This is a genomic window from Bradyrhizobium iriomotense, from assembly GCF_018129405.1.
GTDB lineage: Bacteria > Pseudomonadota > Alphaproteobacteria > Rhizobiales > Xanthobacteraceae > Bradyrhizobium > Bradyrhizobium iriomotense_B.
In genome coordinates this window covers 182,762-208,444 of sequence record NZ_JAFCLP010000005.1, presented here as the reverse complement: position 1 = coordinate 208,444, position 25,683 = coordinate 182,762, and the positions used below count along the sequence as shown (strand labels likewise).

Annotated in this window: 18 protein-coding genes and 1 tRNA gene; 7 read left to right on the top strand and 12 right to left on the bottom strand. The window is 55.4% G+C overall.

What is annotated here, in order from left to right:
* The first annotated feature begins 357 nt into the window (after positions 1-357).
* Positions 358-2,433, top strand: coding sequence for a tetratricopeptide repeat protein (locus tag JQ592_RS14495; RefSeq protein WP_211403511.1), 2,076 nt, complete (start codon positions 358-360; stop codon positions 2,431-2,433).
* Positions 2,434-2,635: 202 nt separating this feature from the next.
* On the opposite strand, the gene JQ592_RS14490 is transcribed toward JQ592_RS14495, so the two are convergent.
* From JQ592_RS14490 to JQ592_RS14475, 4 genes are all read right to left on the bottom strand, one after another.
* Positions 2,636-5,488, bottom strand: coding sequence for a phosphoribosyltransferase-like protein (locus tag JQ592_RS14490; protein WP_211403510.1), 2,853 nt, complete (start codon positions 5,486-5,488; stop codon positions 2,636-2,638).
* A gap of 15 nt (positions 5,489-5,503) precedes the next feature.
* A complete protein-coding gene (locus JQ592_RS14485) occupies positions 5,504-5,980 on the bottom strand; it encodes a hypothetical protein (protein ID WP_211403509.1) in 477 nt (158 codons plus the stop codon).
* 132 nt (positions 5,981-6,112) lie between these two features.
* On the bottom strand, positions 6,113-6,286 hold the full coding sequence (locus JQ592_RS14480) for a hypothetical protein (RefSeq protein ID WP_211403508.1): 174 nt from the start codon (positions 6,284-6,286) through the stop codon (positions 6,113-6,115).
* Between the two features lie 183 nt (positions 6,287-6,469).
* Positions 6,470-8,446: an AAA-like domain-containing protein gene (locus tag JQ592_RS14475; protein ID WP_211403507.1), complete on the bottom strand. Its 1,977-nt coding sequence runs from the start codon at positions 8,444-8,446 to the stop codon at positions 6,470-6,472.
* Positions 8,447-8,763: 317 nt separating this feature from the next.
* Here JQ592_RS14475 and JQ592_RS14470 point away from each other — a divergent pair, with 317 nt between their 5' ends.
* Both JQ592_RS14470 and JQ592_RS14465 read left to right on the top strand, forming a co-directional pair.
* On the top strand, positions 8,764-9,753 hold the full coding sequence (locus JQ592_RS14470) for a site-specific integrase (RefSeq protein WP_211403506.1): 990 nt from the start codon (positions 8,764-8,766) through the stop codon (positions 9,751-9,753).
* 46 nt (positions 9,754-9,799) lie between these two features.
* Positions 9,800-10,180 (top strand): hypothetical protein, encoded by a 381-nt coding sequence (locus tag JQ592_RS14465; protein WP_211403505.1) that lies wholly within the window; start codon positions 9,800-9,802, stop codon positions 10,178-10,180.
* A 137-nt stretch (positions 10,181-10,317) separates the two neighbouring features.
* Here the strand turns inward: JQ592_RS14465 and JQ592_RS38840 are convergent, their stop codons facing one another.
* Together JQ592_RS38840 and JQ592_RS14455 are read right to left on the bottom strand one after the other, a co-directional pair.
* Positions 10,318-10,605: a transposase gene (locus JQ592_RS38840; RefSeq protein ID WP_433996419.1), complete on the bottom strand. Its 288-nt coding sequence runs from the start codon at positions 10,603-10,605 to the stop codon at positions 10,318-10,320.
* A 685-nt stretch (positions 10,606-11,290) separates the two neighbouring features.
* A complete protein-coding gene (locus JQ592_RS14455; protein WP_211403503.1) occupies positions 11,291-11,998 on the bottom strand; it encodes a hypothetical protein in 708 nt (235 codons plus the stop codon).
* A 1,839-nt stretch (positions 11,999-13,837) separates the two neighbouring features.
* Here JQ592_RS14455 and JQ592_RS38750 point away from each other — a divergent pair.
* Both JQ592_RS38750 and JQ592_RS14445 read left to right on the top strand, forming a co-directional pair.
* Complete coding sequence (locus tag JQ592_RS38750; RefSeq protein WP_211403502.1) at positions 13,838-16,429, top strand: AAA family ATPase; 2,592 nt, start codon at positions 13,838-13,840, stop codon at positions 16,427-16,429.
* A gap of 195 nt (positions 16,430-16,624) precedes the next feature.
* Positions 16,625-17,068, top strand: a complete 444-nt coding sequence (locus tag JQ592_RS14445; protein ID WP_211403501.1) for a hypothetical protein — start codon at positions 16,625-16,627, stop codon at positions 17,066-17,068.
* Positions 17,069-17,109: 41 nt separating this feature from the next.
* Here JQ592_RS14445 and JQ592_RS14440 read toward each other — a convergent pair whose 3' ends face one another.
* The gene (locus tag JQ592_RS14440; RefSeq protein ID WP_211403500.1) at positions 17,110-18,510 is read right to left on the bottom strand and encodes a hypothetical protein; all 1,401 of its coding nucleotides are present in this window, start codon (positions 18,508-18,510) and stop codon (positions 17,110-17,112) included.
* A 3-nt stretch (positions 18,511-18,513) separates the two neighbouring features.
* Positions 18,514-20,478 carry a restriction endonuclease subunit M gene (locus JQ592_RS14435; protein WP_211403499.1) on the bottom strand — a complete coding sequence of 655 codons (1,965 nt, stop codon included), beginning with the start codon at positions 20,476-20,478 and terminating at the stop codon, positions 18,514-18,516.
* A gap of 533 nt (positions 20,479-21,011) precedes the next feature.
* On the opposite strand from JQ592_RS14435, the gene JQ592_RS14430 reads away from it, so the two are divergent.
* Positions 21,012-21,088: transfer RNA gene (locus JQ592_RS14430), tRNA-Arg, on the top strand.
* Between the two features lie 27 nt (positions 21,089-21,115).
* On the opposite strand, the gene JQ592_RS14425 is transcribed toward JQ592_RS14430, so the two are convergent.
* The 4 genes from JQ592_RS14425 to JQ592_RS14410 form a co-directional block, all read right to left on the bottom strand.
* Positions 21,116-21,325 (bottom strand): hypothetical protein, encoded by a 210-nt coding sequence (locus JQ592_RS14425; protein ID WP_211403498.1) that lies wholly within the window; start codon positions 21,323-21,325, stop codon positions 21,116-21,118.
* Between the two features lie 217 nt (positions 21,326-21,542).
* The gene (locus tag JQ592_RS14420; RefSeq protein ID WP_211403497.1) at positions 21,543-21,800 is read right to left on the bottom strand and encodes a hypothetical protein; all 258 of its coding nucleotides are present in this window, start codon (positions 21,798-21,800) and stop codon (positions 21,543-21,545) included.
* 31 nt (positions 21,801-21,831) lie between these two features.
* Positions 21,832-22,878: an HlyD family secretion protein gene (locus JQ592_RS14415; protein ID WP_211403496.1), complete on the bottom strand. Its 1,047-nt coding sequence runs from the start codon at positions 22,876-22,878 to the stop codon at positions 21,832-21,834.
* A complete protein-coding gene (locus JQ592_RS14410; protein ID WP_211403495.1) occupies positions 22,875-24,140 on the bottom strand; it encodes a glycosyltransferase family 2 protein in 1,266 nt (421 codons plus the stop codon). Before JQ592_RS14410 ends, JQ592_RS14415 begins: the two co-directional genes overlap by 4 nt.
* Positions 24,141-24,484: 344 nt before the next feature.
* Between JQ592_RS14410 and JQ592_RS14405 the strand changes: the two genes are divergently transcribed.
* Positions 24,485-25,615: an SEL1-like repeat protein gene (locus tag JQ592_RS14405; protein WP_211403494.1), complete on the top strand. Its 1,131-nt coding sequence runs from the start codon at positions 24,485-24,487 to the stop codon at positions 25,613-25,615.
* Positions 25,616-25,683 lie beyond the last annotated feature (68 nt).

Below are 25,683 nucleotides of genomic sequence, written 5' to 3'. Positions count from 1 at the left end.
CGGCTTAACGATCGGCACTCCGTCTAAGGCAAAAAGTAAGGCTCTCAACGCGAGACTCCCTGTGGAAACAGCATCTTCGAAGCAGGTTGCCCCTCAAGACGTTTGAGCGGCACGCCACTGGCACGGTGAAGTTCACGCCAAGGGGCAGTCATCTCCGAAGTTTTCGAGACACTGGGGTTCTCTTAAGCCCTCGGCTTCGTCACCATCCTGAGAAAAGGTTGGCCTCGGCGCGCCCACGCCACGCTCGCTATCGGCTACGCGCTTTCCCATGTCGCTCAATCTACCAACTTGATGCAAGCCTCCAAAATCCACTATCTTATTAGTTGCACTCTTTGTCAGGCTCCTAAGGGCGCTTCAATGAATTGGAATGCACTGGGTTCAATAATTCCGCAAATAGCACAATCAATCCCAGCGATTGCTGCTTATATACTGTTGTCGATCGCCGCATTGTTCTCTGTTCAACGAAGGCAAAAATCGGCGGATTGGAAGAGACTGCTAGATAGCGTCGATCGAGATCCTCTTAGCGCGACCAAACTAGCAATTGATGTCGGCTTCGAACACGGCTTCGGCGGTCGATTATCACAAAAGGACCGGCTGCGGTTGCGCATCCGGCAACTTTCCGTAGCTATAATTCTAAGTCTGATTATCGCGCTGACGCTGTTGGGCTTCGCAGCTATCCAAGAGTTCGGGAAGGCTAGAGAAAAACATGTTCTGCTTGAACAGATGCGGGCCGCTAACGATGAATTGCAGGACAAACTCAACAGAGAATATACAAGCAAAGGTCGGCTATTAGGTGATCTTGGGGGGCTCCAGAGCGTCACGGACTTCTTAGCGGAACATCGCCGCGATGACCCGGACACATCAAGGCTAGCCAACACTCTTCGTGAAATTCGGAATCGCTTCGAGTCTAGCTTCGATCAAAGATATTTGACGCAGGCAGAGGTCGATTCGCTCAAGATAGCCGACTCGACCTTGGCTTTAGCCGACCATGATTACGCTAAAGCGAATGAGCTCCTTCCAAATGAGTTTCTTGATCGCGTATCAAGCAGAGCCTGGGATGAGGTTAGTAAGGCAGTCAGAGCAAATATGACGGGGCTCGCGACGAGAATTGCTCTGCAGGACTTTGATGGCGCTATACAGTGCGCAAGTCGGATACTACAATTTCGCCCTGGCAATTGGTTTGCTTTGCAACAGCGCGCTCACGCACTGTTTCTTCTACGAAAATATGATGATGCGATACGGGATCTGGGCGCGCTAGATCCTTCCGTCGAACCAGCTGGCAATAATTGGCTCTTTCCCACCCTCGATTCGATAACTGCTCCCGACGCTGCACAGCGACTGAGAGAGTCTAATGAAGTAACGAAAGCTGTTTCAAAGGACGTTTTTGGACTTTCTTTTCGGCTCCTTCCGCTGGTAAGCCGCAGTGATCCTCCAAAATCATGCGGCTTCTCACCTCGAGAAGAACGCGAGCAGTTCGCCCGCATTTGGCTTGCTGGCTCATTACAGCGGGTCAACCAGAATGCCGACGCCCAATCTCTCATGCAAAAGGCTGTTAGCCTCTGCGGCACAGATGCTTGGGCGCTAGAGCAACTCGGCCTGATCGCCAGTCAAAGTCATTCATACGACACAGCATTGGATGCATTCCAGCGTTTAGCAGATCTGACACACTCGGCTTTGGCTTATCTAATGCTCGGTCTCAACCAATTGCAGCTCGATAGAGTGGACGATGCGATCCCTAACCTCACAAGAGCACGTGATTTGGCTCCTGGAGATTCGGCCGCGTCGCTCGGACTTGGAATTGCGTATTCAAAGCGCGGAGATATCGAGGGCGAAATCGGCGCTTTATCTTCTTTTTTGGAAGAGCATTGGAACGAAGACGTCGCCATCAAGCTCACGGCCGCTTACGCAAAAGTAAAGCGCAACGCTGAGGTGATTAGAACATCCGACCTAATTCTTGACCACAATCCTGCAAATAAGAATATTCAGTATAACAGAGGGCTGGCTCACTATTTTGAAGGCCGGTTCCGCGAGGCTTACGATGATTTCCGAACAGTTGCGCTCGCGGATCCTGACAATGCCGATGCCACCTTTCATGCCGCGCTGGCTGCAACCCAACTTGAGAACTACTCAAGTGCGTATGAATTCATCGAGCATCTTTTGATTATCGCCCCAAACTACCGTCAAGTGCATCTGTTAGAAGGGCAGCTCTTGCTGCGTTTAAATCGCATCGATGAGGCACTAGCTGTTCTGAAGTTAGAAGAGAAAACGTCTGGCCCATCGTATGCGACCGACTTTCTTTTCCTAGTCGCTTATAACGCTTTGTCGCGAGAAGCCGACGCAGAACCATACTGCGAGAGGTTGAAAAAGACGCCCTCCCTTCCGCAGAATATCGTTAGCGCTCTGCCCGATCCTTGCAAACCGAGCGGGCATTGAGAGCCACTTTCTGGTTTAGCGCGCCTTGAGTTTGATTTTGCCGCGTCCCACCGTTGAGCTTGGACCACGGCACTGGCAGGGCAACGCTCTTATGCGTGAATTCTCCTTTTGGTATCAGCGAAGCCCCACCATTCCGACGCAAAGCTCGAAACCCAGATACAATATCGGAACGAAGAGGCGCGCCTGCTTAAAGACAGCATGATTATCCGACGACTAAATCCTTCAATCTGTTCTCTCTTAGAACAAGAGGCATCCACGGTTGACCATTGTAAACGCCGGGGCACCACAGCGCAGTGACTGTTCCGGTCGGCACCGATTGGAGCGTCGCGATCAACCCCCCAGCATTTGCGTAGCCAAATGCGTTTTCTTCGCTACGAGCTCTCTGAGCCGCAGTTAATTTGCTTGGAACCTTTTTGTAGTGACTCCATGCGTATACTGACCTGCCGACGTCCTTTAGAAAACGCTTCAGAGGCGAGGGCCACGAGTATGCTCCGCTAAGCTTCTCGACATATTTCAGGCCTTTAAAATTCTCGAGCCCGTGAGTGCGGACACATGCCGCTATAGCGTTTCCCGCCTTTACCGTCCCTGCAGATACAAGCAGATAGACCTCGCGCTGCCTTAGCGCCGCCAATGCAGGACCAGAGAGCGATGAATAAAGGTTGTCTTCGTTCTGGCACTCGACCGGCCATTTCGACCGCGGAACGCCCAAGTAGTTCAGGAATTGAGCCCTCGCTTGAACACCTGTTGATGCGTTGTCATCAACAAAGACAAGCGGCTCGTCGCTCTTTCCATTCAGAAGTGCTGCGCTGATGTCGGCCTGAAATCGGTAGTTCTTATCAACCCTTAAATCACGCCGTAGCCAATTATAGATTTGCGTTCCACTGGTAGAAGAGAAGGCCACAACGTCGGCGCCCGTCCCGAGCTTACGGAGTGCTGGCGCCAATTTGTTGATCGTTGTGGATGGATCGAACAGTTGGAGATTCAACAAGGCTGTCGCCATCGGCTTCCTAAGGGCCATTGGAAACTGGCTCAAGTAGGCCGCGACGGATCGGGCGGTTATCCGCCAAGATCTAAATCCCTCAAAATGCCCTAGCCTTTCGGCGATCTTCAAACAGTCATCGTCCAACGGAGAAACGGGTTCCGCCGCCCACGGCTTGTCGTCAAAATAGCCCGCCTCCGTCAAAGCGGCATGAACTCGTTGAATTTGAGATTGAGAAACACCAGATCGCAGTAAAGCTGTCGAATAATCAGGAAGAAATCGCGTTATATACCTTATCACGTCTTCATTTGGCGGATCGGCAGCTGTCTCTATCCCAATATTTATGATCCTGTTGCCGAGGCGCGCAAATACGACGCGGGACGAAAAGAAGACGAGTTCGCGCCACTCTTCATCACATAGAACAAAGCCGATCTCCTTGAGCAGCTCAAATGCATCCTGCTGTTCGCGCGCGTTGGTGTAATCTCGCACCGTAACGAGATGATCATTCTGACAGATTATTGGATTATGCCGTTTTTGTTTTTCGTGTGCATTTCCCACGATTATCAAGCAATCCAGCTTTTTATCTCTATATCGTTTTTTTAGTCCCTGGTCGTTAGCACGCATAATAGCCGCGACTATCTTTGCAACTTCTTCTTTTATTTGCCTTTCCAGGATCGCGCCGTCGCCCTTCCAAAGCTGCTCTTCCCGCAGATAATCTTCAATAATGGTGTTGTTGACCTGCTTGCGAACTTCAGTGATCGAATGATCCGCTGCCGCGGGTATAATTTCGTCAATGGGGACCTTAAGGTCGCCGAGGCCAGGACTAAACGAATAGGCCTTCTTCGGATATGTTCTCGAATCTACGCGCGATATGAAGCTTTTAACTTTCACTAGCTTTGATTTCCGCAGCCCCTCCAGCAGCTCCACATCTCGGTAGGTCCAAAGATTCAAAACATCCACCAAATTCCGGTCGGAATTTCTGTGCTTTGCATTGACTTCTAGCGATCGCCCGAACAGGCGCTCCGCAGTTCGAGTCACTGCATGAAAATAGACCCTCTGATAGAGAGCGGTTCTCGCTTGAAGTATCTCATCAATCGTATCGAGACCGGAAGAGTTCATCACAAAGAGAAACTCCTCAGTCGCCGGAGACTCTTTGAGATTCAGCGAACGAATTTGCTCTCGGCTTGCGCGTATAATTCCGCTTCGCAAGAAGACCCTAGCAACATCGACCCCCACTGGAATTCCACAGTTCAGTGCATCGCGATTGACGTAGTCTACCTTGTCTGCATCGACGGCACCGGAAATGAGTTCGGAAATGCCGGTCAACATTTTGGTCGGGGGTAGACCAGATATTAGAGCGCAAGTAGAGAGAAGCGCCTCTTCTGCGTTTACTTCGCCGGCACAGACAAAATTGACGTAGAATTTTTCAAATCGCTCAGACAGCAAAAATATTAAGGTAAGTATCTCCGACAGCGGGAGATTCCTATCCAACCCCAGATTTACGTCGAGGGAGATGTCTGTAACTCGCTTTCCTGCGAACCTGAAAAGGTGAGGTTGGCTGCTAAGAACCTTTTCTGAGACGTGGGAGAATGGCAAATGTCCAATGTCATGCAATAGAGCTGCATGGATGAGGTGATCGCGCGTTAGACCGGGAACGTCTTTTATCGCGACGTATTTGACGGCTCCGGGGAGAGAATCCTCTTGCGCCCTTCTGTCGATCGCCTCAATAAACTTCGTTACAACGTGGCCAATGCCCAACGAATGAATAAATCTTGAGTGCTCGGCCGAGGGATACGTTAGATAACTGAAGCCGAGCTGCCTAATATAACGGAGGCGTTGAAGTATCGGAGAGTCGATGATGCGCATCGCTCGCCAATCGAACTCCATCATCCCCCATTGATTATCTTTGATCTGCTTGCTTTTTTTAGGATAGATCGATTGACGCTCAGCCGCGGTATGAAGCTGAACATACTTTTCATCGAATCCGATTACATCGAGTGCTTGATTGATGCGCTTCTGAAGAGATCGATTGCCCTGCCAAGAATTTTTTAGATGGCGAAGCTTTTCAATACTCATCGATGCCTAAATAATTCAGCCTTGCTCGCGGGCTCTAACAAAAGCTTTCGCTGCAGACGCGGCTAGTTCTCTTTGAAACTTGGAAATACTCTCCGTGAAACTCCGCGCCTGCACCTGCGATACTGGAAATGATATGTCATCATAAAATGGATTGGGTGATGCAGTGAACGTCAACTGGAGCGATCGAAGAGCAGCTTCGAAGCCCTCATAGTTGCCCGTGCTACTGCCGCGCAGCTCGTTTGCTATTTGAGCAACAGCCAGGATGTCACGAGATGCAGCACCCTCCTTGCGCAGGATCTTTACCTTTGTATCCAGGGCACGGACAACTGCCGCAAATCCGCGACGGTCATTCATGTCGTGAGGTCGAACAGCACGAACTTTTAAGTCGACTAGGTTGGCGACCAAAGCCTTCGTGAATGAATGAAGATCGACGTCAAATTCAGCCCGCTTCGAGTGTCCTTGCGGCTGTTTGGAGCTTGCGAACTTCAACATGTTTGGCCCTAGATGTGCGATCGTGTCTGCAATCGACACCCAACATCTAGAAGTAGAGTAGACGCTTCAGAGCTGGATGTCAAAACTTCGGAAGTCTCATCAGAGACTTAGAGAAACAACGAGTCTTTTGAATCACTTACCGCCATCGCGAAAATCTCCGAGACGATGACTCGTCGAGAGCGTAGCGGCATTTTCAAAGATTGATTCGCGCTCATAAAAAATTCTGCGGGATGAATAGGCTGGTAACTTCGGGGACAACTCAACAATCTCAAGTGCCGCGAATACATTAAAGCCAGTTCCCATCATCTCATTCTCCCCCGAAAAGCCGTTCCACCACCAAAGCGCAAAACGCTTTGCTTGGCAAGAACATTACAGGAACGGATTTCACTTCTTGGGTGAAGGGCGAAATTCTGAAGATTGCTTTGGAGCGCTACCTCACACGCCGTGTGGCGACTGTCATTTGCACCACAAATAGCAAAGGAGCTACCCCTAAGATAAGCGGGCGAGCTTATCCTCGAACCATGTTAACGATCGTCGATACAACGCGACATCCGCTCTATCAATCGATTTCGCGTGGGTGTCTGGCCTATCATTGATCAACGCGATGTTTTGTTGGAAAAGGTTTTGGTCTCCGAACACTTTTTCAAATATAGGCCACTCTTTCCGTATTAACCCTCCTAGTTCGAGCCAGAACAACTTCTGAGAAAGTTCGTCCACTCCGAAGTTAGCTAGCTCTGCCCGACGCTTTTCGGGGAGAGATGCAAGCACCCTGTCTTTTGCTGATTTTTTGTCGGTTGCAGATAGAGCAGAGAACTTAAGAAAATTGACAGCTATATCTCTCAACCGCTTCTCGATTACGTTCCGCCGCCTACTTATGACTTGAAGCTCCTCGGCCCAATCATCAAACGCAAGCGACAACGGCTCTTGAGTCGAATGTTCAACCTGCGTAAAGACGACGGAAGTATCAGGCTCCGTCTCAATTAGGGATAGACCAGCACGGACCATCTCGCCAGAGATGTGCCCTTGAGCGGACGCTAAGCCATACCGAGCGAGCAGCCGCATACTATTGGGCGACACCTCACTGCTCTTTCCGTTCGCGATCTTTATCGCTGGCTCCTTGATCTCAGGGTAGACCCGAAACAGATGTTGGAGCGCTACCTGGGCAAGCGCAGATCCTTCATCGCGCACGAAGTCCTTCAGGTCAGTCTCAATGTCCTTTGTGGAAACGCTTATTGGCCTCTTCGCTGTGTCGGTTCTCAGGTGAATAAAAGAGCATGCCTTCCGGATCCAGAACGGCATATCGCTGCAGCACGAGGCGATATGGTCTGCGGCAGCTTCTGCGAAATGAAGACCGGCCATAGCCCCAACTTTTTTTATCATTGCGGTTGCAGCTCCGCGAGGTAAGGGGGTCAGATATTCCTCAGGAACGAATGAGAGCGCGGCATTCTCAATCCCATCGATGGCTTCGACGGAAAACCATTTACTAGAAACGCCGCAAACCAATACAGATACTTTTTTCCCAGACCTGGCCGCAGCTTGATAGCCTGCACGGATGTTGCGCCAAAATTCAATGAAGCCGGCCTTCCAATGAGGCGCCATCGGACTGCCAGGCGTGATGTAGTCGATCTCATCGAATGCTAGGATTAACGGTCGATCCAGCTGTTCAATCGTTTCGACAAACAATCTCGAAGCATCAAACAAACTGAACTCACGAGAGATCGTTTTTAGTTCGGCGACGCTCTTCTTGTTTTGAAGAGCCGTCTCAATTGTGCCCGCGATAGAAACAAGTAAATTCGCCGCCGATAGATTGAATACGCCATCTTGCTGGCAATCGATGAATATCGTTATACAATCGAAGTGGGTTTCAATCTCACCCAAGACTCGATGCAAGATCGATGTTTTTCCAATTTTTCGTATTCCGAAGCAGGCTCTTATTTGACCATTCTGAAGCTTTCTCGCCAATTCCAGAGCTTCAGTCCGTCTGCCGAAGAATTGCGCGTCACTGTCTACCGGACCCGTGACGTCGAATGGATTATGCGAGAAAAGCTCATACGAGAGCACACGCTCCAATTCCTCGCCGGAAGGCAGTGCACCGTTGCTCGTATATAGGGGTATGACTGTTAATCCGGACTCCCGACCCCACTTCTTCAGTTTGCCGTTCCCTTTTGGGTCGCTATGCACAACGAACAAGACCTTCGGCTCAAGACGTCCTTTGGTCTCATTGATAACCTGTTGCGCAAACGCGAGTGTTCTTGCCTGTTGATCACGATAGACATTCCCTACAATCAGAATTTCCCGCTCGACCTCGAGGATGGCCTGGATTCTCTTTGAAGGCCTAGCAAATAGCTTGAAATACTCTCCCTTCTCCCATTCTGAAATGCTCTCGTGATTGACTTGAAAAAGAATGCCAAGGGCATCCTTTGTCGTCCGCAGCCTCTCTTCGATTTCGCTTTCCTGAGCAGACATGACCCCAGCCCCACACGTTTAACGCGTAAGTATGTGCCATATTGTCCGCCGCCAGGAAATCAAGATTTTTCGTTGCGGATCGGCAATTTAATGGAGCGTTGCCTCATCACGGCAACGCGGCTCGGCCGCGATCGAAGCGAACACCATCCGGTCCCCATTGATCCCCCAGGTGTTTCCGCGCTCTGCCTCGGACTGTGGCTCGGAATAGGCACAGAAGCGGCACACCCCACTTTTCCCGCACCGCGCCGGGATAATCCTTGGCACCGAGTCGCCGGCGTCCTTGTATCGAGAAAACAAGGTGATCCGAGCAAACGACTGTGGCGACTATTCGAAAACTCAGAGGGCGTTGGCAGGCGCAGGTGCGTCGGCGAGGGGTCCCTCCACGAGCCAAGTCGTTCGACACTAAGACCGCAGCGGAACGTTGGGCGCGTGACCTAGAGGCGGAAGCCGATCGGTCTGGTTGGGTGGCTGATACACGCGCTGCCGAGAAGACGACGCTGGGGGAGCTTCTTTCGCGCTATGCCCACGAGGTGACACCTACCAAGCGCGGGGCCGTCTCCGAGAAGGCTCGGATCAACTCGATCGTGCGCTGCCCCATATCGCACCGCACGCTCGCCAAGCTGACGAGTTCAGACGTCGCAGGCTATCGAGACGAACGGCTCAAAACGGTGGCGCCTGCGACCGTCGTCCGAGAGCTTAATACCATTTCGCACGCGATTGAGGTTGCGACCCGCGAGTGGGGTCTCTGGGTCCCTCGCAACCCCGTCAAACTGGTTCGACGTCCGCCAGTCCCGCGTGGTCGAACGCGAAGGCTCAAGGAAGGCGAAGAGCAACGTCTGCTCGACGCCTGCGACCGTGGCCGGACTCCGCTGCTCAAACCGCTGATCATCCTCGCCATAGAGACAGGAATGCGGCGAGGCGAACTATTGGACCTCAGGTGGGAGCACGTCGACCTCAAGCGAGGCGTCGCCCATTTGCCGTTGACCAAAAATGGCGACAGCCGCGACGTTCCCTTGTCACGCCGGGCTGTTCAGACTCTGCAGGAGCTGCGATGTGTCGCCGTAAGACACGATCGAGTGTTCTCCGTGACCGGGAATTCGGTGCGACTGGCGTTCGAGCATCTTCGAGTCCGTGCCGGGATGCCGGATTTGCATTTTCACGACTTACGACATGAGGCGATCTCTCGGCTCTTCGAGAAGGGTTTGAACATCGCCGAGGTCAGCGCGATCTCGGGACATCGAGAGCTCAAGATGCTGCAACGCTACACGCATCTGCGTGCCGTCGATCTGGTCGCACGCCTTGGATAGGGCTGCCATCCACCTCAACCCACTCGAGCAAACAGGAAAAGAGAGAATGCTCAGAACTGCACTTACGCTCGTCGTCCTAGCTATCATTCCGCTTGACACTAGCTACGCCCAACAACGCTCGCTGACGGAGGCTGAGAAGAAGATCATCATGAGCACCTATGAGAGCCGGCTAAAGGACCCACTATCCGCTCAATATCGATGGCCCAATCTGATCAAGGCTCAGGCTAACGAGCCCGACTACTGCTTCCAAGTCAACGCCAAGAACTCTTACGGTGGCTATGTAGGTTTTCAGACTGTGTTGGGCTCAGTAACACAGCGGAACGGCACTATCGTCGGCTACCGCTTCAAAATGGGTGCCGAAAGCAGCTCGATGATGAATGATACAGCAAACGAATTTTGCGCTATCGGCGGCTACAAGTTTCCATAGCCTGTCGCCGTGCTCTGCCTCTAGGACTTTGCGACGAGCGAAGTCCTAGAACTTTTTTTGGGAATCCAATCCATTGCGTAACGGGTCCACCAGACTTCCCCGCTTACCCTTGGCCATTAGTCTTCCATTGCAGAGCACTAGTTGCGCAGAGGCGCCGTGGTCGATCGACGCGCCGCCGCCGTCGTCAATGGCGCTTCGGCCACTTCCCGTGGCGGCACACACGACCCAATCTCGACCGGCACGAACGGCGCTCTACTCGCTTCAGCGTGCTTGCAAAGCTCCTTGCGCCACCTGAACAGCTGGCTCACATGAAGCCCAGCCATGAGAGCCACCTCAGAAACGCTGGCTCCCGACTCAAGCGATGCAGCAAGGAGCCGTTCCTTCTCATCCTGCAACCACCGGCGCCGCCGTTCGACCCATGTGATTACCTCCGCCCTCGAATCGTCATATCGCTTCTCCTTGAATTACCCCTAGGACCTGCAGCGATCCCGCTCATCAGGCAAGGCGGCCCTCGATAGAGGGATACCGTCACAGCGTGGCTACTTACCCAGCTAATACCCGGGAAATTCCCCAGGTAGGGCCGAACGCGATTATAAGGTCGCTCATGGCGCGGAGAGGTCCGCCGCCGTTTGGGACACCCCGGGGCTGAAATAACGAATCCTGGGCCGGTTTCTGAGTCACGGCGCGGGGCGCGGAAGACCTCCAGTCAACCCAAAGCCGATGGGTGAGCCGCCGAAGGCGGCAGCATGGCCGGAAGGGCTCCGTCTCCGGAAGCAGGATCTTCGTCTCCGGGTGATCTTAATCTCCGGGTGATCTTCATCTCCGGAGATGGGATCAAGAGCCGGCCGCAGGCCGGCCGGGGTTTGGGGGCGGCAGCCCCCAGGAGCGAAGCGACCGAGCGTAGCGAGGGAGACCGCGAGTTTCGCTGTCACGCTTGTCCTCTCTCTTTAAGTAACCTCTATATGAACAACTAAACTAGTATTGAAAAAATCGTGACACGAAGTTCACCGGCCAATGAAGCACCAAGCCTTTGAATATCTGCGCATCCTTCCCATCCTAGAGATATCAGGGTCCAACAAACCGGGTTGGATTTTGTTGGACCCTGCCGGTTTAGCTTGACCGTTTTGTTGGACCCTGCCGCGCAGACCAAGGCCCTCCTTTGGCCTCCAAATCGAGGCAAATCTGCTTCCAACGTATGGCTGTATCCCGATTGATATTCTCGCCCCAGGCGCCGTTGTAAAGGTCGGCCAACTTCTGGCCTGAGGTCTTCGCACCGCTCTCTCGGGCCTCGCGGAATTCGCCGTAGAAGCGGGTATAGGCGACTTCATTTCCCCGGAGTTGCTCCAGCCTCTTGGCCTGTTGGGGGTGCGCGGCCGGGTTCGAGGTCGCCCGCATGAGCCGTTCGAGCGCCTTCTGGTTTTGGGCATCTTTAGAAGCACGGTGACGCTGCTGGCGCTGGGTATCCGTTGTGCGCTTTCGATCCGCCCTGATGCGGAGCAACGCGGCATTCTCTAGCTCTTTGAGGTGTAGGTCGCGCTCGCGGGTGCGTTCCTTCCTGACAGTCTTCGACTGCCCAGCGAGCTTCGCCACGCGTCGCCAATCGGGCCTCCCGGTGTGATGAGACGGGGGGGCATCGAGCTCCTCGATAGCGGCGACGTCGTCGGGGTCCATTGCTTGGCTCGCCGGTCCAGGACTTGGCGGGGTCGCAATAGGCTTCGATGTTGATGGATCCTCGTTCGCTTTATCCTCCGGCGTCGAGGTCTGCGCCTGATCTGCGGCCTGCTTCGGATCGGGATCCTCCTCCAGCGCCACGATCACCGCCTCTTCGACAGCTTCGGCGCGGATCTTGAGGCCACGGTCGGTGAGATCGTCGACGTGGTGGTCCGGTAGCTAGTTGTTGTCCCGACCTTTGTGGAACTGCTCGCAACTCTCGTTGCGATCGTTTTCGAGGGGGCCGATGCGGTCGTTCTTCGATTGCGACGGAACATGACTGTGAGCGGCATGCTGTGTTGTCTCAGAAATAGGACGTCACGTCCTAGCGCAGCGAGATTCGGTCGCCAAGTTCGAATCCTAAGTTCCCTTTCGGAGCGTTGCAGCTGGTCGAAGGCCGCTAGGCTCGGGTTGCTGACACCAACCTGATTCGAGGAACCCACGATGACCGATGAGACGATGAAACTGCGCACGCTCATCGAGAAGACCTCTCATGGCCAGAGCTCCACCACCCGCCAGGACACGCTGATCGATCGGCCGGTGTCGTGATGTGCCCAACGCGAGCTCCGGCCCGCCCAACAGATCGGAGCGCTTGGACAGAACACGTTGAAAGTTCTGTAGGAACGCACAGAATTTCTGTGCACTTCACACAGAAATCGGCACCGCAATCTGTATAAGGTGACAAGAAAAATGGTGTTACAAAGCTACCCCGTAGAAATGTAGCAGGCGATTTCCGCAGAATTTGCGAAGTGGACACCAAATTACAGTGAGAAAATTTTGCAGCTTGTCTCCACCTAGCGGGCAGACGGAAGACGTTTTAGGCAGATGGAAGATCATCGTTGCGTAAAATGATCTCCTGAAAATAGGTTCAGATTTCCATTGCGGATTAGCTTGGGACCGGCCTGACAATCTCCGGAAAGCCTTTCGCGCAAGCTCGAATGCATATTCGCTGCGCGGGTAGCAGGCGCAAATTATTGCCAGCCCGAGGCACCATTCCAGCGCTCACGCGCTCCAAATCAATGTGTGAGCTCGTAACGAGCGAGAAACTCGAATCGAGACCGAGTAAAAATTACTGAACTTCGCTAAGTCAGCTGCTGATGTATAACACGGCCGATTCCTTTTGATTGTCCTTGGAGCTTGTTCAAACGGGCATCAGACATAGCCTCAGAATCAAAGTTTCATTTTCCGGCCGCGAAGGGAAACTTTGTTACCTGGATCCACACAGAAAGTGACTTCGTCCGCCGCGGCGTCGTTACGGTTAGAAATGCTCGATCCAGGTGAAGGTGTCGGCTTTCGAAGCTCATCTCCGCCATGCGCGAACAGTTGCGGCAAGCTGCTCCATGGCGGGCACTTTTGCCACTCGGATGTCGGGCTGGTGACATTCGAGCATATAGCTTCGATCCAACCGCCTTGAGGTGATGAGGATGACGATGCGGATGCGAACTTCACCACTACTAGCTAGACACCCGAACCAGCGAACGGGCCGTTATGAGCGGTGCGAGCGACGTAAGAAGTTCGAAAAATGTTGAGGAATCTGCCGACGATTGACGCAATGCATTCACGTTTCGTTGGGGCCAATCATTGGCTCGGCCAAGACAGCCTAGTTTTTGAGTAGGAAAACGCGTCTGGCCTGCAGAAGCTGCGGATCGTTTGCGGCGCGTGGACGAGCTTCACAACTGGCTAAGCTCTGGTTCAGGAGCGGTAACCGCTGCTGCTTCGAGCTCGCCCAAGCTTTTCCCTTCACTCGTCCAGCAACCCGGGGGCCGACTAGCCGCCGTGGGTTCTGTGGAAGATCGTCACCCGTCTGGATAGGCCAAAGGCCTCTACTTTATGAGTGCATTGCTTTCACGCGCAATCTAGGATGTATGATATCCCCCTGTAGGACAAGCTGGATCTTGGCTCACGGTCGAGCGGCGCTGGAGCTGCTTATTGGGATTAGTCAGAAACGTGAGATCATCAGAAGAAATTCCTCGGGCTCCATCGATCTGGGAAGAGCTGGAAGCTTGGTCAGAGACGTTCTCAGCTTGGCAGAAAGTTCTGCTCGCGGCGGCCGTTAGATCGGGCGTTATTCCCGAACCGATTTTGGAGCAAGCATACTCTCTGTTTCTGGCTGAGCATGATCTTGCTCCTCATCCAGAGCCCTACCCGGAAATCCCCACGTCGGTGACAGGGCGCGACGCCGGGTCAAGAGGAAGGGCACGACTTCGGGCTATCCATTCCCCCTCTGGCATTAACAGGCTACCGTCTTCTTCCGAACTTACATTTTCGGATGGTCTGACGGTAGTCTATGGCGGCAATGGTGTCGGGAAGAGCGGATTCGCGCGCATTCTCTCGAATGCTTGTTTCAGCCGCAAGCAGCATCCTATCTATCCCGACGTTTTTGACGAAGCCGCTCCATCCTTTCCCTCGGCAATCATAGAGCTCGTCAATGAAGACGGAACGCCATTATCGCTAACTTTCGATAACAGCAGTGAGCACCCCATTCTGAAGCGCGGCTTCGTCGTGTTCGACAGTGCCGTGGCGGATCGGCACCTTACGGAGACCGGCCCCCTGGGTTTCGTTCCGACTGGATTTGACGTCTTTGCCGAAATGGCACGGAGCTACGCTGTTCTCCAGTCCATGTTAGCTGCCGATATCGAGCGACGGAGCAACAAGAACAACTACCTTCTTGCCTTTGACGGTGGCAAGACGGCCTCCTCGGCTATGATCTCAACTCTTGGCAGACACACCAATTTGGAAGAGCTAAGGGCGCTCGGCTCGTTTGGACCCAGCGAGCGAGCGCGGTTAGATCAACTCCAAATGTTTGTCGATCAGTTGCGGGGGAATTCATCCGGGGGAACAATCCGACGGCTAGCTGAAGTGCGCCCCCAGCTGGTAATTCTTAAAGAGCGACTCGCAGAAACGCGTAACGCGCTATCAGAGCAGGAGTTGTCTAATGATGTTGGTCTTCTTCGCGAGGCATTAGTGGCCGGGAAAGCGCTGGCACAGCTCAGCGTCGATACTTTTGCGCATCCGAGCATAGCCGCGATAGGCTCTCCAGAGTGGGAAAAGCTAATCCGGGCATCAGATGCGTTCGTCGATCTCCAGCACAGCCACTATCCCAGCGAGGGCGACGTCTGCATCCTTTGCCATCAGCCACTTGCGAGCGACGCAATAGCTCGTTTCGTTTCTTATCGGGAATTCGCCGCTGGAGAAGCTCTTCGTAGGCTAACCGTTGCCAATAAACTGATCTCAGAGCGCCGTGCGCGGCTGCTCGCGTTGCATCTTTCTCCGGTGGAGACAGGCAGCTTAGTCCAAAGCTTTCTAGACGAGAATTATCCCGTCGTATTGCATGCCATCGTGGAAACTCTGGATGCGGTCGAAGAGTTGCGCGACTCTGCTGTGTCGGCTCTTGATGGTGAGGGCGCGCAAGGTAATTTTGCCGTAGCTGACTTCGATGCAACGTTGGATGATATAATTGCGCGTGTTGACCGGGATCTCGACCTTTTGCAGGAGAAAGACCGGTCGTCGGCAATCAGAGCAGCCGAAGATGAGCTGTTAGGACTTCGTCACCGCGAGATTCTTTCAAAATGCTTGGCTGAGATTGTTGCTTTCGTCGTGGACGCGAAGTGGGTTGCGTCGGCCGATATTGCTAGGCGCTATCTCAATCCAAGGCATTTGACGGAGAAGGAGCAAGCACTTTTCGCGACGGTCATAGCGGAGCAATACAGGAATATGCTGGCGGCGGAATGTGAAGCGTTGTCTTGCTCATTTTCCATAGAGTTTCGGACGCAAGGACGAAAGGGCCAGACGGTTCGATCGCTGCTCATTCAGAATCGATCTCCTGACCAAATTCTCAGCGAGGGGGAGCAAAGAGCCGTGGCATTGGCGGACTTTCTTACGGAGGTCCAGCTCAACGCGGACAATGTAGGCATCATTCTGGATGATCCCGTGACGTCGTTGGATCACGACAGGAAGGAAAAGATTGCCGTCCGATTAGTCCATGAGGCTAAGCGCCGTCAGGTCGTAGTTTTCACGCACGACATGGTTTTCTTCGCTAAGCTTTGCGACGCATCCGATCGGCTGGAAGAGAAAATCACCACTCATTGGATGCAGCGGTCCGGAGACCAAAACCTTCCTGGCATGGTCAGCCTGAACGACGGTCCGACGACGACGCCGCAGTATCGGAATACTGGGTTCGCAGAGGATTCACTTGCAAAGGCGAAAGTCAGCATCGGATCCGCGCAAGAGCGTCTTGTTCGCCAAGGCGCCGGCCAGCTAAGAAGAACAGTCGAAGAGATCGTTCCCCAATACTTGTTCAAGGAAGTCGTGAGGCGGTGGACGGACCGCGTCATGGTTACAGCACTGAAGCGTGTCGCTTGGGACAATTCTTTAGTGGATGATCTTGTCGAGCTATTCGAGGCTTGTTCGGCGATGATGGAGGGGCACAGCCACACAGAGGATGGCGCCCAGGTGCCGCCAACACCGGCCAAACTTGAAGACTTAATCCGCCGAGCAAAAGATCTAATCCGGCGAGCGAAGGTGAGCCGCGACAACTGATCTTTGGCGCTAGGGATCTCCCTGCTGTCGCTTAGCGGCGACGTTGAGTCTGAATTCCTTGCGGCCTGGGCTTTGTGCGGCTGCACTTCATTCGGCTGAAATGTTCGCATCAGCTTCGTGTAATCGGCGACGTGTTCACCAGATCTGCGGCTCGCTTTGTTCGTGCGTGCTGCAAGAGATAGAGAGGGCGCTACCGTGTCACACGATGCAAAGAAAGAGCCCACATTCAAAATTCCTGAGGTAAAGCCCGGCGACTGGCGAGGTGAAATCCTTGGAGGCTGCACCGTTAACTTTGGACAGGTCGTTCAGCCCGGCCCGCCGCGGCGGTCCGTCGAATTCACCTACGCGATTATGCCCGCGGCCTTCGCGACGCCGGAGGTGCGCTTCACCTGGCCCGGCGTAATTATGGTTATGGCGCCGACTCCCATGAAAACGGAGTTCCCGGACGCTGGTCTCCTGTTCAAGGTCGAGCACCTTCCTTCTCTTCACCTCTCCCTTCAGGTCACGCGTGGGCAATTTTCGGACATGCTAAGGATGCTAGAGGCGAAACGCTTGAGGGATCTTCATTTTACCGTCGAGGATGGAGCCAACGGCGCCTGGCCAGTGTTTAGCTGGGGCGTGTCGGTCGGCTTGGCCTAGTGATCATAGGCAACGCAAACTCGTGTCATCAATGGACGACATCAATTGGTCGGGTGAAGAAGATGCTCAAAACGACTAGCAGTCTCTTTAGAGAGAGAAACTCCATCCGAAATCAATGTCCAGCATCGCACCGCCTCTTCATCCAATTTCTTGCGCTCGTTTTCGGCGAGCATTGGTAAGACGACTTGCTCGATTTCTTCAGGTTCTAGAGCGTCAATAACGCTTCCAGTCGCGCGTGCCTTTAATTGCCGTTGAACCCACGGCGAAGAAAGGCACAAGTAGAGATAACCCGGGCCAATAGCTTTTGGCTCAACTCGCATGACATGCTCGCTCGCCATCCAGCCGTCCCAAATGGGCATGACGTAAGCTGGTTCGCCGAGAGCTTCCTCGCTGCGCCCGTCGCATGTAAAAATCGTGGATCCCGCTTTCAACACAAACTTGGTTGGATCCTTGAACGACCGGTCGCTAATATGCTTCAGATTCACTGGACGAGCTTGAAGCATTTGACGGCCTGAGAGCACTGGGCGGCCGTTTGGCGCTTCGACGTAGTATCTAATATAGCGATCCAGTGTCTTCAGTTCTGCTACATCGCCCAAAGTCGCGCCGCCGCTGTTTTTGATGAACTCCGCGGCTTTTCTCACGCTTGGGTCGAAGCTTGCTGCGTCCAACCGTGTCCCGACATATCTAGAAGATAGAGAGAATGCATCTCCGCAGTCTCTGGACAAGTATTTGCCGTTGGGTGGCTGATATTCCATGCCTGCTTTTTCGTGGAGCAACGTGGCGGCCTCGTCGAGGCCAGACCTTCCCTCGTTGATCATTTGCTCTGCCTGCATCATATCGCTGGCCAGTGACTCGCGGACGTCATCTTCAAGCCAAGGTATGTGAAGGTCCAACACTTCGTTCGGCGAAAGATGATCAACGGTGGTCCCCGAGCGGCCGCGCCTGATCAAAGTTTGCGCGGTCGGTGTCAGAAGATAGGCGAGGAGATAGAAGCCTGTGCTCCGCGACTCCGGCACTATTCGCATGATGTCCGTCATTGCGAAGCCAGAAAGATAGCGGCCCACATAGGCCATTGGCCCCAGGTTGCGCCCAGAGGAGGGCGTGAGAATCATCCCCTCTTCAAGAAGGAGCTCATCATAATTTTTCGTTCTGCCCTTCGATACGAAGCGGCTAGTCCGGGGGCGAATGTCAAAGGCATCGTGTGCGCGCAAATAAGGGGCACCAGCCGCAGCGCTTTTGGTTGTGACTAGCCTGGTTCGACCTGGCACGAACGCCCTGGCAATATCGGCGATCTTCCGTGTTGCTAGGCCTGTGCTGATGAGACGCTTCGAAGCGTTAGCGAAGTCGCCGCGGTAAAATGAAGCGTCCAGACGGAAGGACTTTCCGCCAACCGACCGCACGGAAACTGACCGGAACTCGATTGCGCGCCCAAGTTCGCTCATACGTCACAATCCAATGTGATGTTTCTTTGCCCAGCTTTTGAATACGGCCGGAATATTGGGTAGGTCGTCGTCGACCACAGGGACCTTCTCGACGATCTCGCGCTCAACTAGCTCTCCATCCACGAACACCTTCACGCGGCTTTTTCGCTCGGCAAGGATGTCGTTGCCAGTGTCATCTCGCAACCAGACTGTATTTCCCCTTTTGTCGTGACCTACCTTCTTTGTGACCGCAAAGAAAATGGGATAGTCGGGCATGCGGCCAATTTCCTCCTCGGAAAGGCGCCTCAGAATGACCATGCTGGTTTGGGTGTCGTTTCGTGGCTGGAAAAGGTCTCTTTGCATGTCGACCACTGCGATGACTTGTGTGTGATCGAGGATCCACTGCCGGACATACGCTAGCGAAACGTTGTTCAGAATTCCATTTGGTATCACCATCGCCATTACGCCCGTTCCCGGCTTCAGGAACTGAATACATCTCTCGATAAAAAGTATTTCGGGGGGTTGGCTGGTTTGGAGAACTACGTCGCCATTTGCGTTCGTTCTTTGAGTCCAAGTGTTGGTTTCTTCCGAATAGTCCCAGGCGGCGGCTAGATCATACTGTCGAAGCACTTCAGGAGCATCAATTTTGATATTCGTCCCGAAGGGGGGATTGGTCACGACTAGGTCGAAACTTCCAAGAGGCGCCGTCTGACGCGCCTCTTTGCTCCAAGTTGCTGGATCGGCAAGAGAGTTCGCTTGTGCTAGCCCACCCGATCCGTCGTTGTTCATGACCATGTTCATTTTTGCCGCGCGGACCAAGGCCGGATTGATATCCAGTCCCGAAATCGTCTCGGCAAGCAACTTGTTCCGAGCTCGGAAATCTTCCTGGAGTTCAACGGGGCGTGGATTTTTAGGGTCGCGGTGGAGCGACGTCCGCTGATCTGAGAACTTTTCGAGTATTGAGTTCATGGCGGTGATCAAGAAACCGCCCGTTCCGCAGCATGGATCGAGAATTCTAAGGCCAGGCTTCGGGTCGAGCATAGCTACTGCCATACGGCAAGCGTTTCTCGGAGTAAAAAACTCGCCTCGGTCGCCTCTTAGGTTCGCGCCAACAATCTCCTCGTAAGCGATTCCCTTAACGTCGACGGCTGATTCAAGCAGCGAGTAGGGCTGAAGCTGTGCAACGGTGTAGGCGAGGACTTCCTTCGGAAGAGAGATATCCTCCTTTTCTGGAAAGATAGTTGGAAAGTCCTTTTTGACGTGGCCGAAGAGCCCGTCTATTCGAGCCTTGCACTTGAGTTGACCGGGGGTCGTTTTTTGCTCGGCCGAAGTTACGTAGAACTCGAGCGCTTTGCCGCTACGTTCGTCCTCTGCTTTGCAGAAGATTACCTTTAGAAGTTCCCAGAATGCTTCGGGCTTCTGCAATCCTGTGTTGCCAGCAATGTAGTTGTGGCAACGCCTAAATGCGAAAAGAAGATTGTCTGCAGTCGCGGGCCGAAGAAGTCTCCGATCGGGCGCGCCAGCATCAAGCTTCTTCTCGCCTTTCGTGGGAATATCGACGACAGGATCAAAAGCAACAGCCCCCTTAACGTCGGTTCGGGCAAAGCATAGGCGTTGTGCGCTACCGTTCGTCCAAAGCCCAAATCGGCAATTGGGGCACGCAGCCATATATGATTTGAGTTGGGCTACCCCGTTCTTGTTGTCTTCGGCGGGGGTGCCTTCTCGCTTGCACTCGATAATGCCAATGATGTGCTCTTGAAAGTGAGGCTTACCTTCAGCATAGATAGCGATATCTACCTGCTTCTTCCCGGATCCCATCTGGATGGTGACGCCCACGCCAATCTCAGCACGAGGGTAGCGATACTCGTGGACAAGGCTCCGAGCGATATTTTGTCTTACATACTCCTCTGGGGTCCGGTTCCGTAGTGTCTTTCCGTCAATAAAATCGACGACCTTGTTTTCCGGCACACGCTCTGCCGTTGCTCGCATTCGACCAAGCCCCACTGTTGTTGGCGGCCGACCATGAATCGCGCGGCACTGATTTGCAAGACCGAAGCACCTCCGCTTGCGATCGTCCCAATGAGAGAGCGGGGCGCGGCGCGGAGCAGATCGCGAAGCTAACCGGCAGAAGCGCGGTCAAGCGTTCTGAGCCAGGTAATTTCATTCCGGACTAGGGAAACCGCGGGGCCGGACACTTCGCAAAGAATGATTTGACGTTTATAAACGGTCCTTTGCACTAGTTCCGGTTCAAAGTATTGAACCGCCAACTCCGCGGCCGAAAACAAACTCAGTGGTCCGGATCCGATGACGTGAAGCCACGGCATAATCGCTGTCCGACCAGCATATTCCCTTTTAAATAGCTCCAAGTCAAAAAAGCAATTATTGGTTGTCGCCACAGCCGCGGCACTATCGAAATAGGGCTGGCGCACCCGACACGATTCGAACGTGTGACCTTTGCCGAAGGAGGCTTTCCCGGGAAGCGGTTGCCCACCCCTCGCCAATCGGCTAAATGAACCCGACTAGCACCCGTAGCTCAGCTGGATAGAGCGTTGCCCTCCGAAGGCAAAGGTCACACGTTCGAATCGTGTCGGGTGCGCCAGTCTTGCCGCCGTAGTCACAGCGGCATCTACGTCAGCATCGCGACAATCGTCTGGATCTGGTCGGAGGCGGACGCCACCAGCCCGTCATATGACGTCTGACCATGCGCGGCAGCCTTGAGGATGCATTCGGCAACGGCCGCTTTCAGGCCGAAGACCGACTGATGGGCCGGCACGCTCGCCATCACGGTCTCGAGTGCCTGGCGCATCGTCTGAATGAGCTCGGAGCTGTCTTGCATGGGCTGTCCTCCGCGAGCTCATATGGGACCACATCCCTGGGCTTGCCACTCACAAGGCTGAGATTGATCTTTGAACCCGTCGAGACTGAACGCCTCAATTCAAACGTCAGATGGCCGCATTGAGCACGCCGGCGACCGCGATCCCGGCAACGACGAACAGCGACACCTGAAGCATTCGGCGTTCGCTCGACGATGCCGCCTTCCCGCCGCAAGGGTTTCAGATCGAGCCCGCGACCGGTGATACGATCGTCTCCTTGCCGCAGGCGCTGCACCGCGCACTCGTGCCGACCTCTTCGCAAGCCGGATCGCCTGACGTGATGCTGCGCCGGCATTTTGGACAGACATAGCCATCGCCTGTCTCGACGAAATCGCTGGACGGCCCGACATAGGCGCAGATCATGTGATGCAGGATCCGGTCGAACGCGAGACGATTTCCGCAGACCGGACACATCGTTTCATCCGCGCTGATCTGCACCTTCGTTTCCTTTCGACAGGACATCCCCAGCCTATTGCAGGCCCAGCAGGCGGACCAAAGCTGCGGCAAATCGGGAGGTCAGGCTCGTGTAGTACATGTGAACGTAAACCGTTGAATTCAGCGGGGGCGGAACGGCGTCCGCCACGAAGCGGATGCGCGCGATCTGGGCAGCCGTGCGGTCGCGCGTCAGCGGTTGCCGGCCTGCGGCGTACACGACCGAGACCGGGAGGATCTCCGCGATCGTTCCCGCGATGCGGCGGTTGCCGAACACCACGAGGACCTGATTGCCGATCCTGGGCTCGACCAGGCGCGCATTCGGAATGTACCAATCGACGAAGATATCGGTGGGATCGAGGATTTCGGCGATCGCCGTGCCCGCCACGAGCGATTGCCCGACATTGGCGAGATTGGTCGAAACGATCCCGGCGACGGGCGCCAGCACCTGACCGCCGGCGAAGTTCCGCTCGACGTCGTCGAGATGGTCGCGCAGCTGCTGGCCGAAATCGTTCAGGTCCGCCAGCTGGGTGATGGACTCCGCAATCTCGGCCTCCTGCGAAATGACGGACTTGCGCGCGAGGCCGCGCTCACGCAGCAGCTCGAGGCGAAACGCGAGGCTCGCAGCGCTCGACGCTTCGATCTGGTCGACGGCATCTTCCGTCAACGTCCTGTACGCTTTCGCCGCTTCGAGCGTTTCCTGCGCAACGCGTGCCCTGATGCGCAGCTCCGATCGCCTGCTCGCGATGTCGGCCAATGCGCGCATATAAGTCGCCACGATGTTGTCCCGCTCGGGCGAGCGGATTTGCGCGATCCGGTCCCCGGCCTTGACCGTGGTGCCCGGCGTCACCATGACCTCTGCGACCTGCACCAGATAGGGAAGTGAAACGACGTGCGGCGGGGACGACACGGTCCCCGGTCCGCTCAGATAGACCAGTGGCGCGCCGAAATAGACGACGAGAAAGGCGAGCACGCCGAAAACGCCCGTCGCATAGGTAAGGCGCACGAGCCGTCCCGCAGCGCTCCGACGGCTTTCCACGGGATCCGGAACATTCGGGTCGAGCCTGTTGATGGCGACGTTCATCGGCGTGCTCCTTCCGGCCCGGAAAACAGTGCGCGACGTACGCGCGGCGGCACGAAGTCATCATTCCCGGAAGCGGCGAAGATGATCTCGGAGGAGTAGGAGACCAGCCGGGCGCATTTCAGATGGACGCTCTGATAGATCGGGAAGACCAGCGCAGCCCCGAGATCGAGGATACGCGGCGTGCGCTTGAACAGGGCGAAGGCGAGGCCGAGGTTGAAGAACGAAATCCACGTCAGCAGGACGTAGATCGCGGCGAGAAGCCAGAATGCGTCGGAGCCGAGCAACGCCACGAGATAGACGAGATAGAACGGAAAACTGAGCGTGGGGATCAGGTCGAACAGGATGTAGTCCAGCCTCTGCAGCGTGTCGGGCAGCCGCTCGAAGCGATGGAAGAACCGCAATTCGCCATACATGATGAGGCGGATTCGCAAGGCGTCGCGATCCCACCGCGCGCGCTGGCGCAGCAGGCCGAGGCCGTCGATGGGTCCTGCCGTTGCGACCCACGCTTCGGGCACGAAGCGAACGAGATAGCCCAGCCGGCGCAGCCGCAGGCTGAACTCCAAATCCTCTCCCGGACCGACGTCGAGCCCGCCATGTCGCATGAAGACATCGCGACGGTACATGGAGCAGGCGCCGGATAGGCAGGCGATCGCATCGATGGTGTCGAGGATTGTCCGGCCGGCGCTGATCGACATCAGATATTCGATGCTTTGAAGCCGCGTCCAGATCGAACCGGCTTCGTTGCTGATCGCGATGTTGCAGCTCGCGCCCGCGACATGCGGATCCGTGAATGCGGATGCGAGCCCGGCGACGGCCGAAGGCTCGAACAGCGTGTCGGCATCCACCGTCAGGAGCAGCTCGCCGCTGGCGAATCGGGCGGCGGCGTTGATCGCGGCACTTCGGCCGCAGCGCGTACCGTGGCAGATGACCATATCCACCAGGCCCGCCGCGCGAGCCCGCTCGGCAATTGCGCGCGTGTCATCGGTCGAGCCGTCATCGACGACGATGATCTCGAGCGGCGCCAGGGTCTGCCGACGCAGCGATTCGATCGAACGAAGCAGGCCGGGACCACCGTTGAAAGCGGGCAGGATCACGCTGACCGATGCACTGATCGGCGTTTGCCGCTGGGACAGCGCTCCGGTCAGACCGAGCAGAGAGAGCGACAGCAGTGAGAACGTATAGCGGGGAATATCGAAGACGATGACCGCGAGCGCGAGCTGAATCCAATTCGTATCAGCGATCAACTGCAATGCCTCGGGCATGCTGACCTACCTTCCCCGGACAGCGAGCCGTGCCAGATGCGCATCTGGACGAGGAGACACCAGCAACTCGCACGAGACCGAGGAAATATTGGTGGATCGGCCCTCCTTCGTCTGCGTCAATTCCGAAGACGGGGCCGTCAACTCGGAGTTTAGCATATCCCTTTGCAGCAACCGGGCGAAGGGCTTTGCGAGGCGGCGAGCGCGCGGGAACCCGATCGGTTAGAATTCGCGGAAAATCCGTAGGGATATGAAGTCAGGCCAAGGCACACGGTGAGCCTCGCAGCGCATGCGCCAGTTGCGAAATCCAGCTACAGTTTGCAGAACCGGACAGGAAAGAGGACTCCATGCAGTCATGTCGAACGATCGTTGCCGGATTGCTTGGATTGTTGTTGGCTGGGGCTGCATCTGCCGGTGAACCGACCGAATGCGACCGTCTGGCCGGCTCGCCCACCGACCCAAACCGGGCCGGCGCGGGAATTGGCCTGTACGGGATCGAACCGGCAGAGGCCATCGCGGCTTGCGAAAAGGTACTGGCTGCCGATCCGAACAATCCGCGCCTCCTTTTCAATCTCGGCCGGGCGCATGACGCGAGCAGTCTCGTCGACAAGTGGCCCGATCACAAGACGCAGGCCGGACGGAATTTCAAGGCCGCGGCGGACCAGGGCTATTCCGCGGCGCAAGTCGCGCTGGCGGCTTTCTATTGGTACGGCTGGGGCGGCTTCCAGCGGGATCCGGGACAGGCCATGCGTCTTCTGGCAAAGGCGATCGCCTCGGACGCCAAGGAGGCCAACGCGCAACGCCAGAACCTGTTTGGAGACACGACCTTCAATCCTGACGCCAACGAGGCGCAAATTCGCATCATCAAGGAGGCCGCCGACGCCGGCGATGCCGACGCGCTCTATGCGCTCAGCCTGCCGTTGAATCTGGGTGGGAGCCCAGTCGCGCAAGCAGAACTTGCTCGCCTGCTGCACAAGGCGGCGGCGCACGGCAGCGCCCCCGCGGCTCGCGATCTCGCAAGACTGTATTTCCGGGGCAGTCACGGCCTAGCGAAGAATCCGGACGAATCCTCGCGCCTTTTTCAACAAGCCGCGGCCGGCGACGATCCCGAGGCGTGGGAGTCGATAGCGATGCTCTATGAGCGGGGCAATTTCGGCCTGCCGAAAGACGAAAAGCAGGCCGCCCGGCTCTACCAGCAGGCAAGCAACGAGGGCGTTGCATCCGCGCAGTACGACCTCGCGAGGTTCTACGAGGAGGGCAAGGCTGGACTGCCCCGGGATGCGCGTGAGGCGGCGCGCCTCTACGGACTTGCAGCCGACCAGGGCAATAGCGATGCAGTCCTCGCACTCGCGCGCTACATGGCAGAGGGGCTCGGAGGCTTTGAGGCGAGCAAGGCCCGGGCGATCGAGTATCTCAGGCGCGCCGCACGCTGGAGCACGCGGGCGAAGGACGAATTGGCGAGGATGGGCGCACAATAACCCTGGGCCTGCCACTGACAAGGCTGAGATTGATCTTTGAACCCGTCGAGGCTGAACGCCTCGATTCA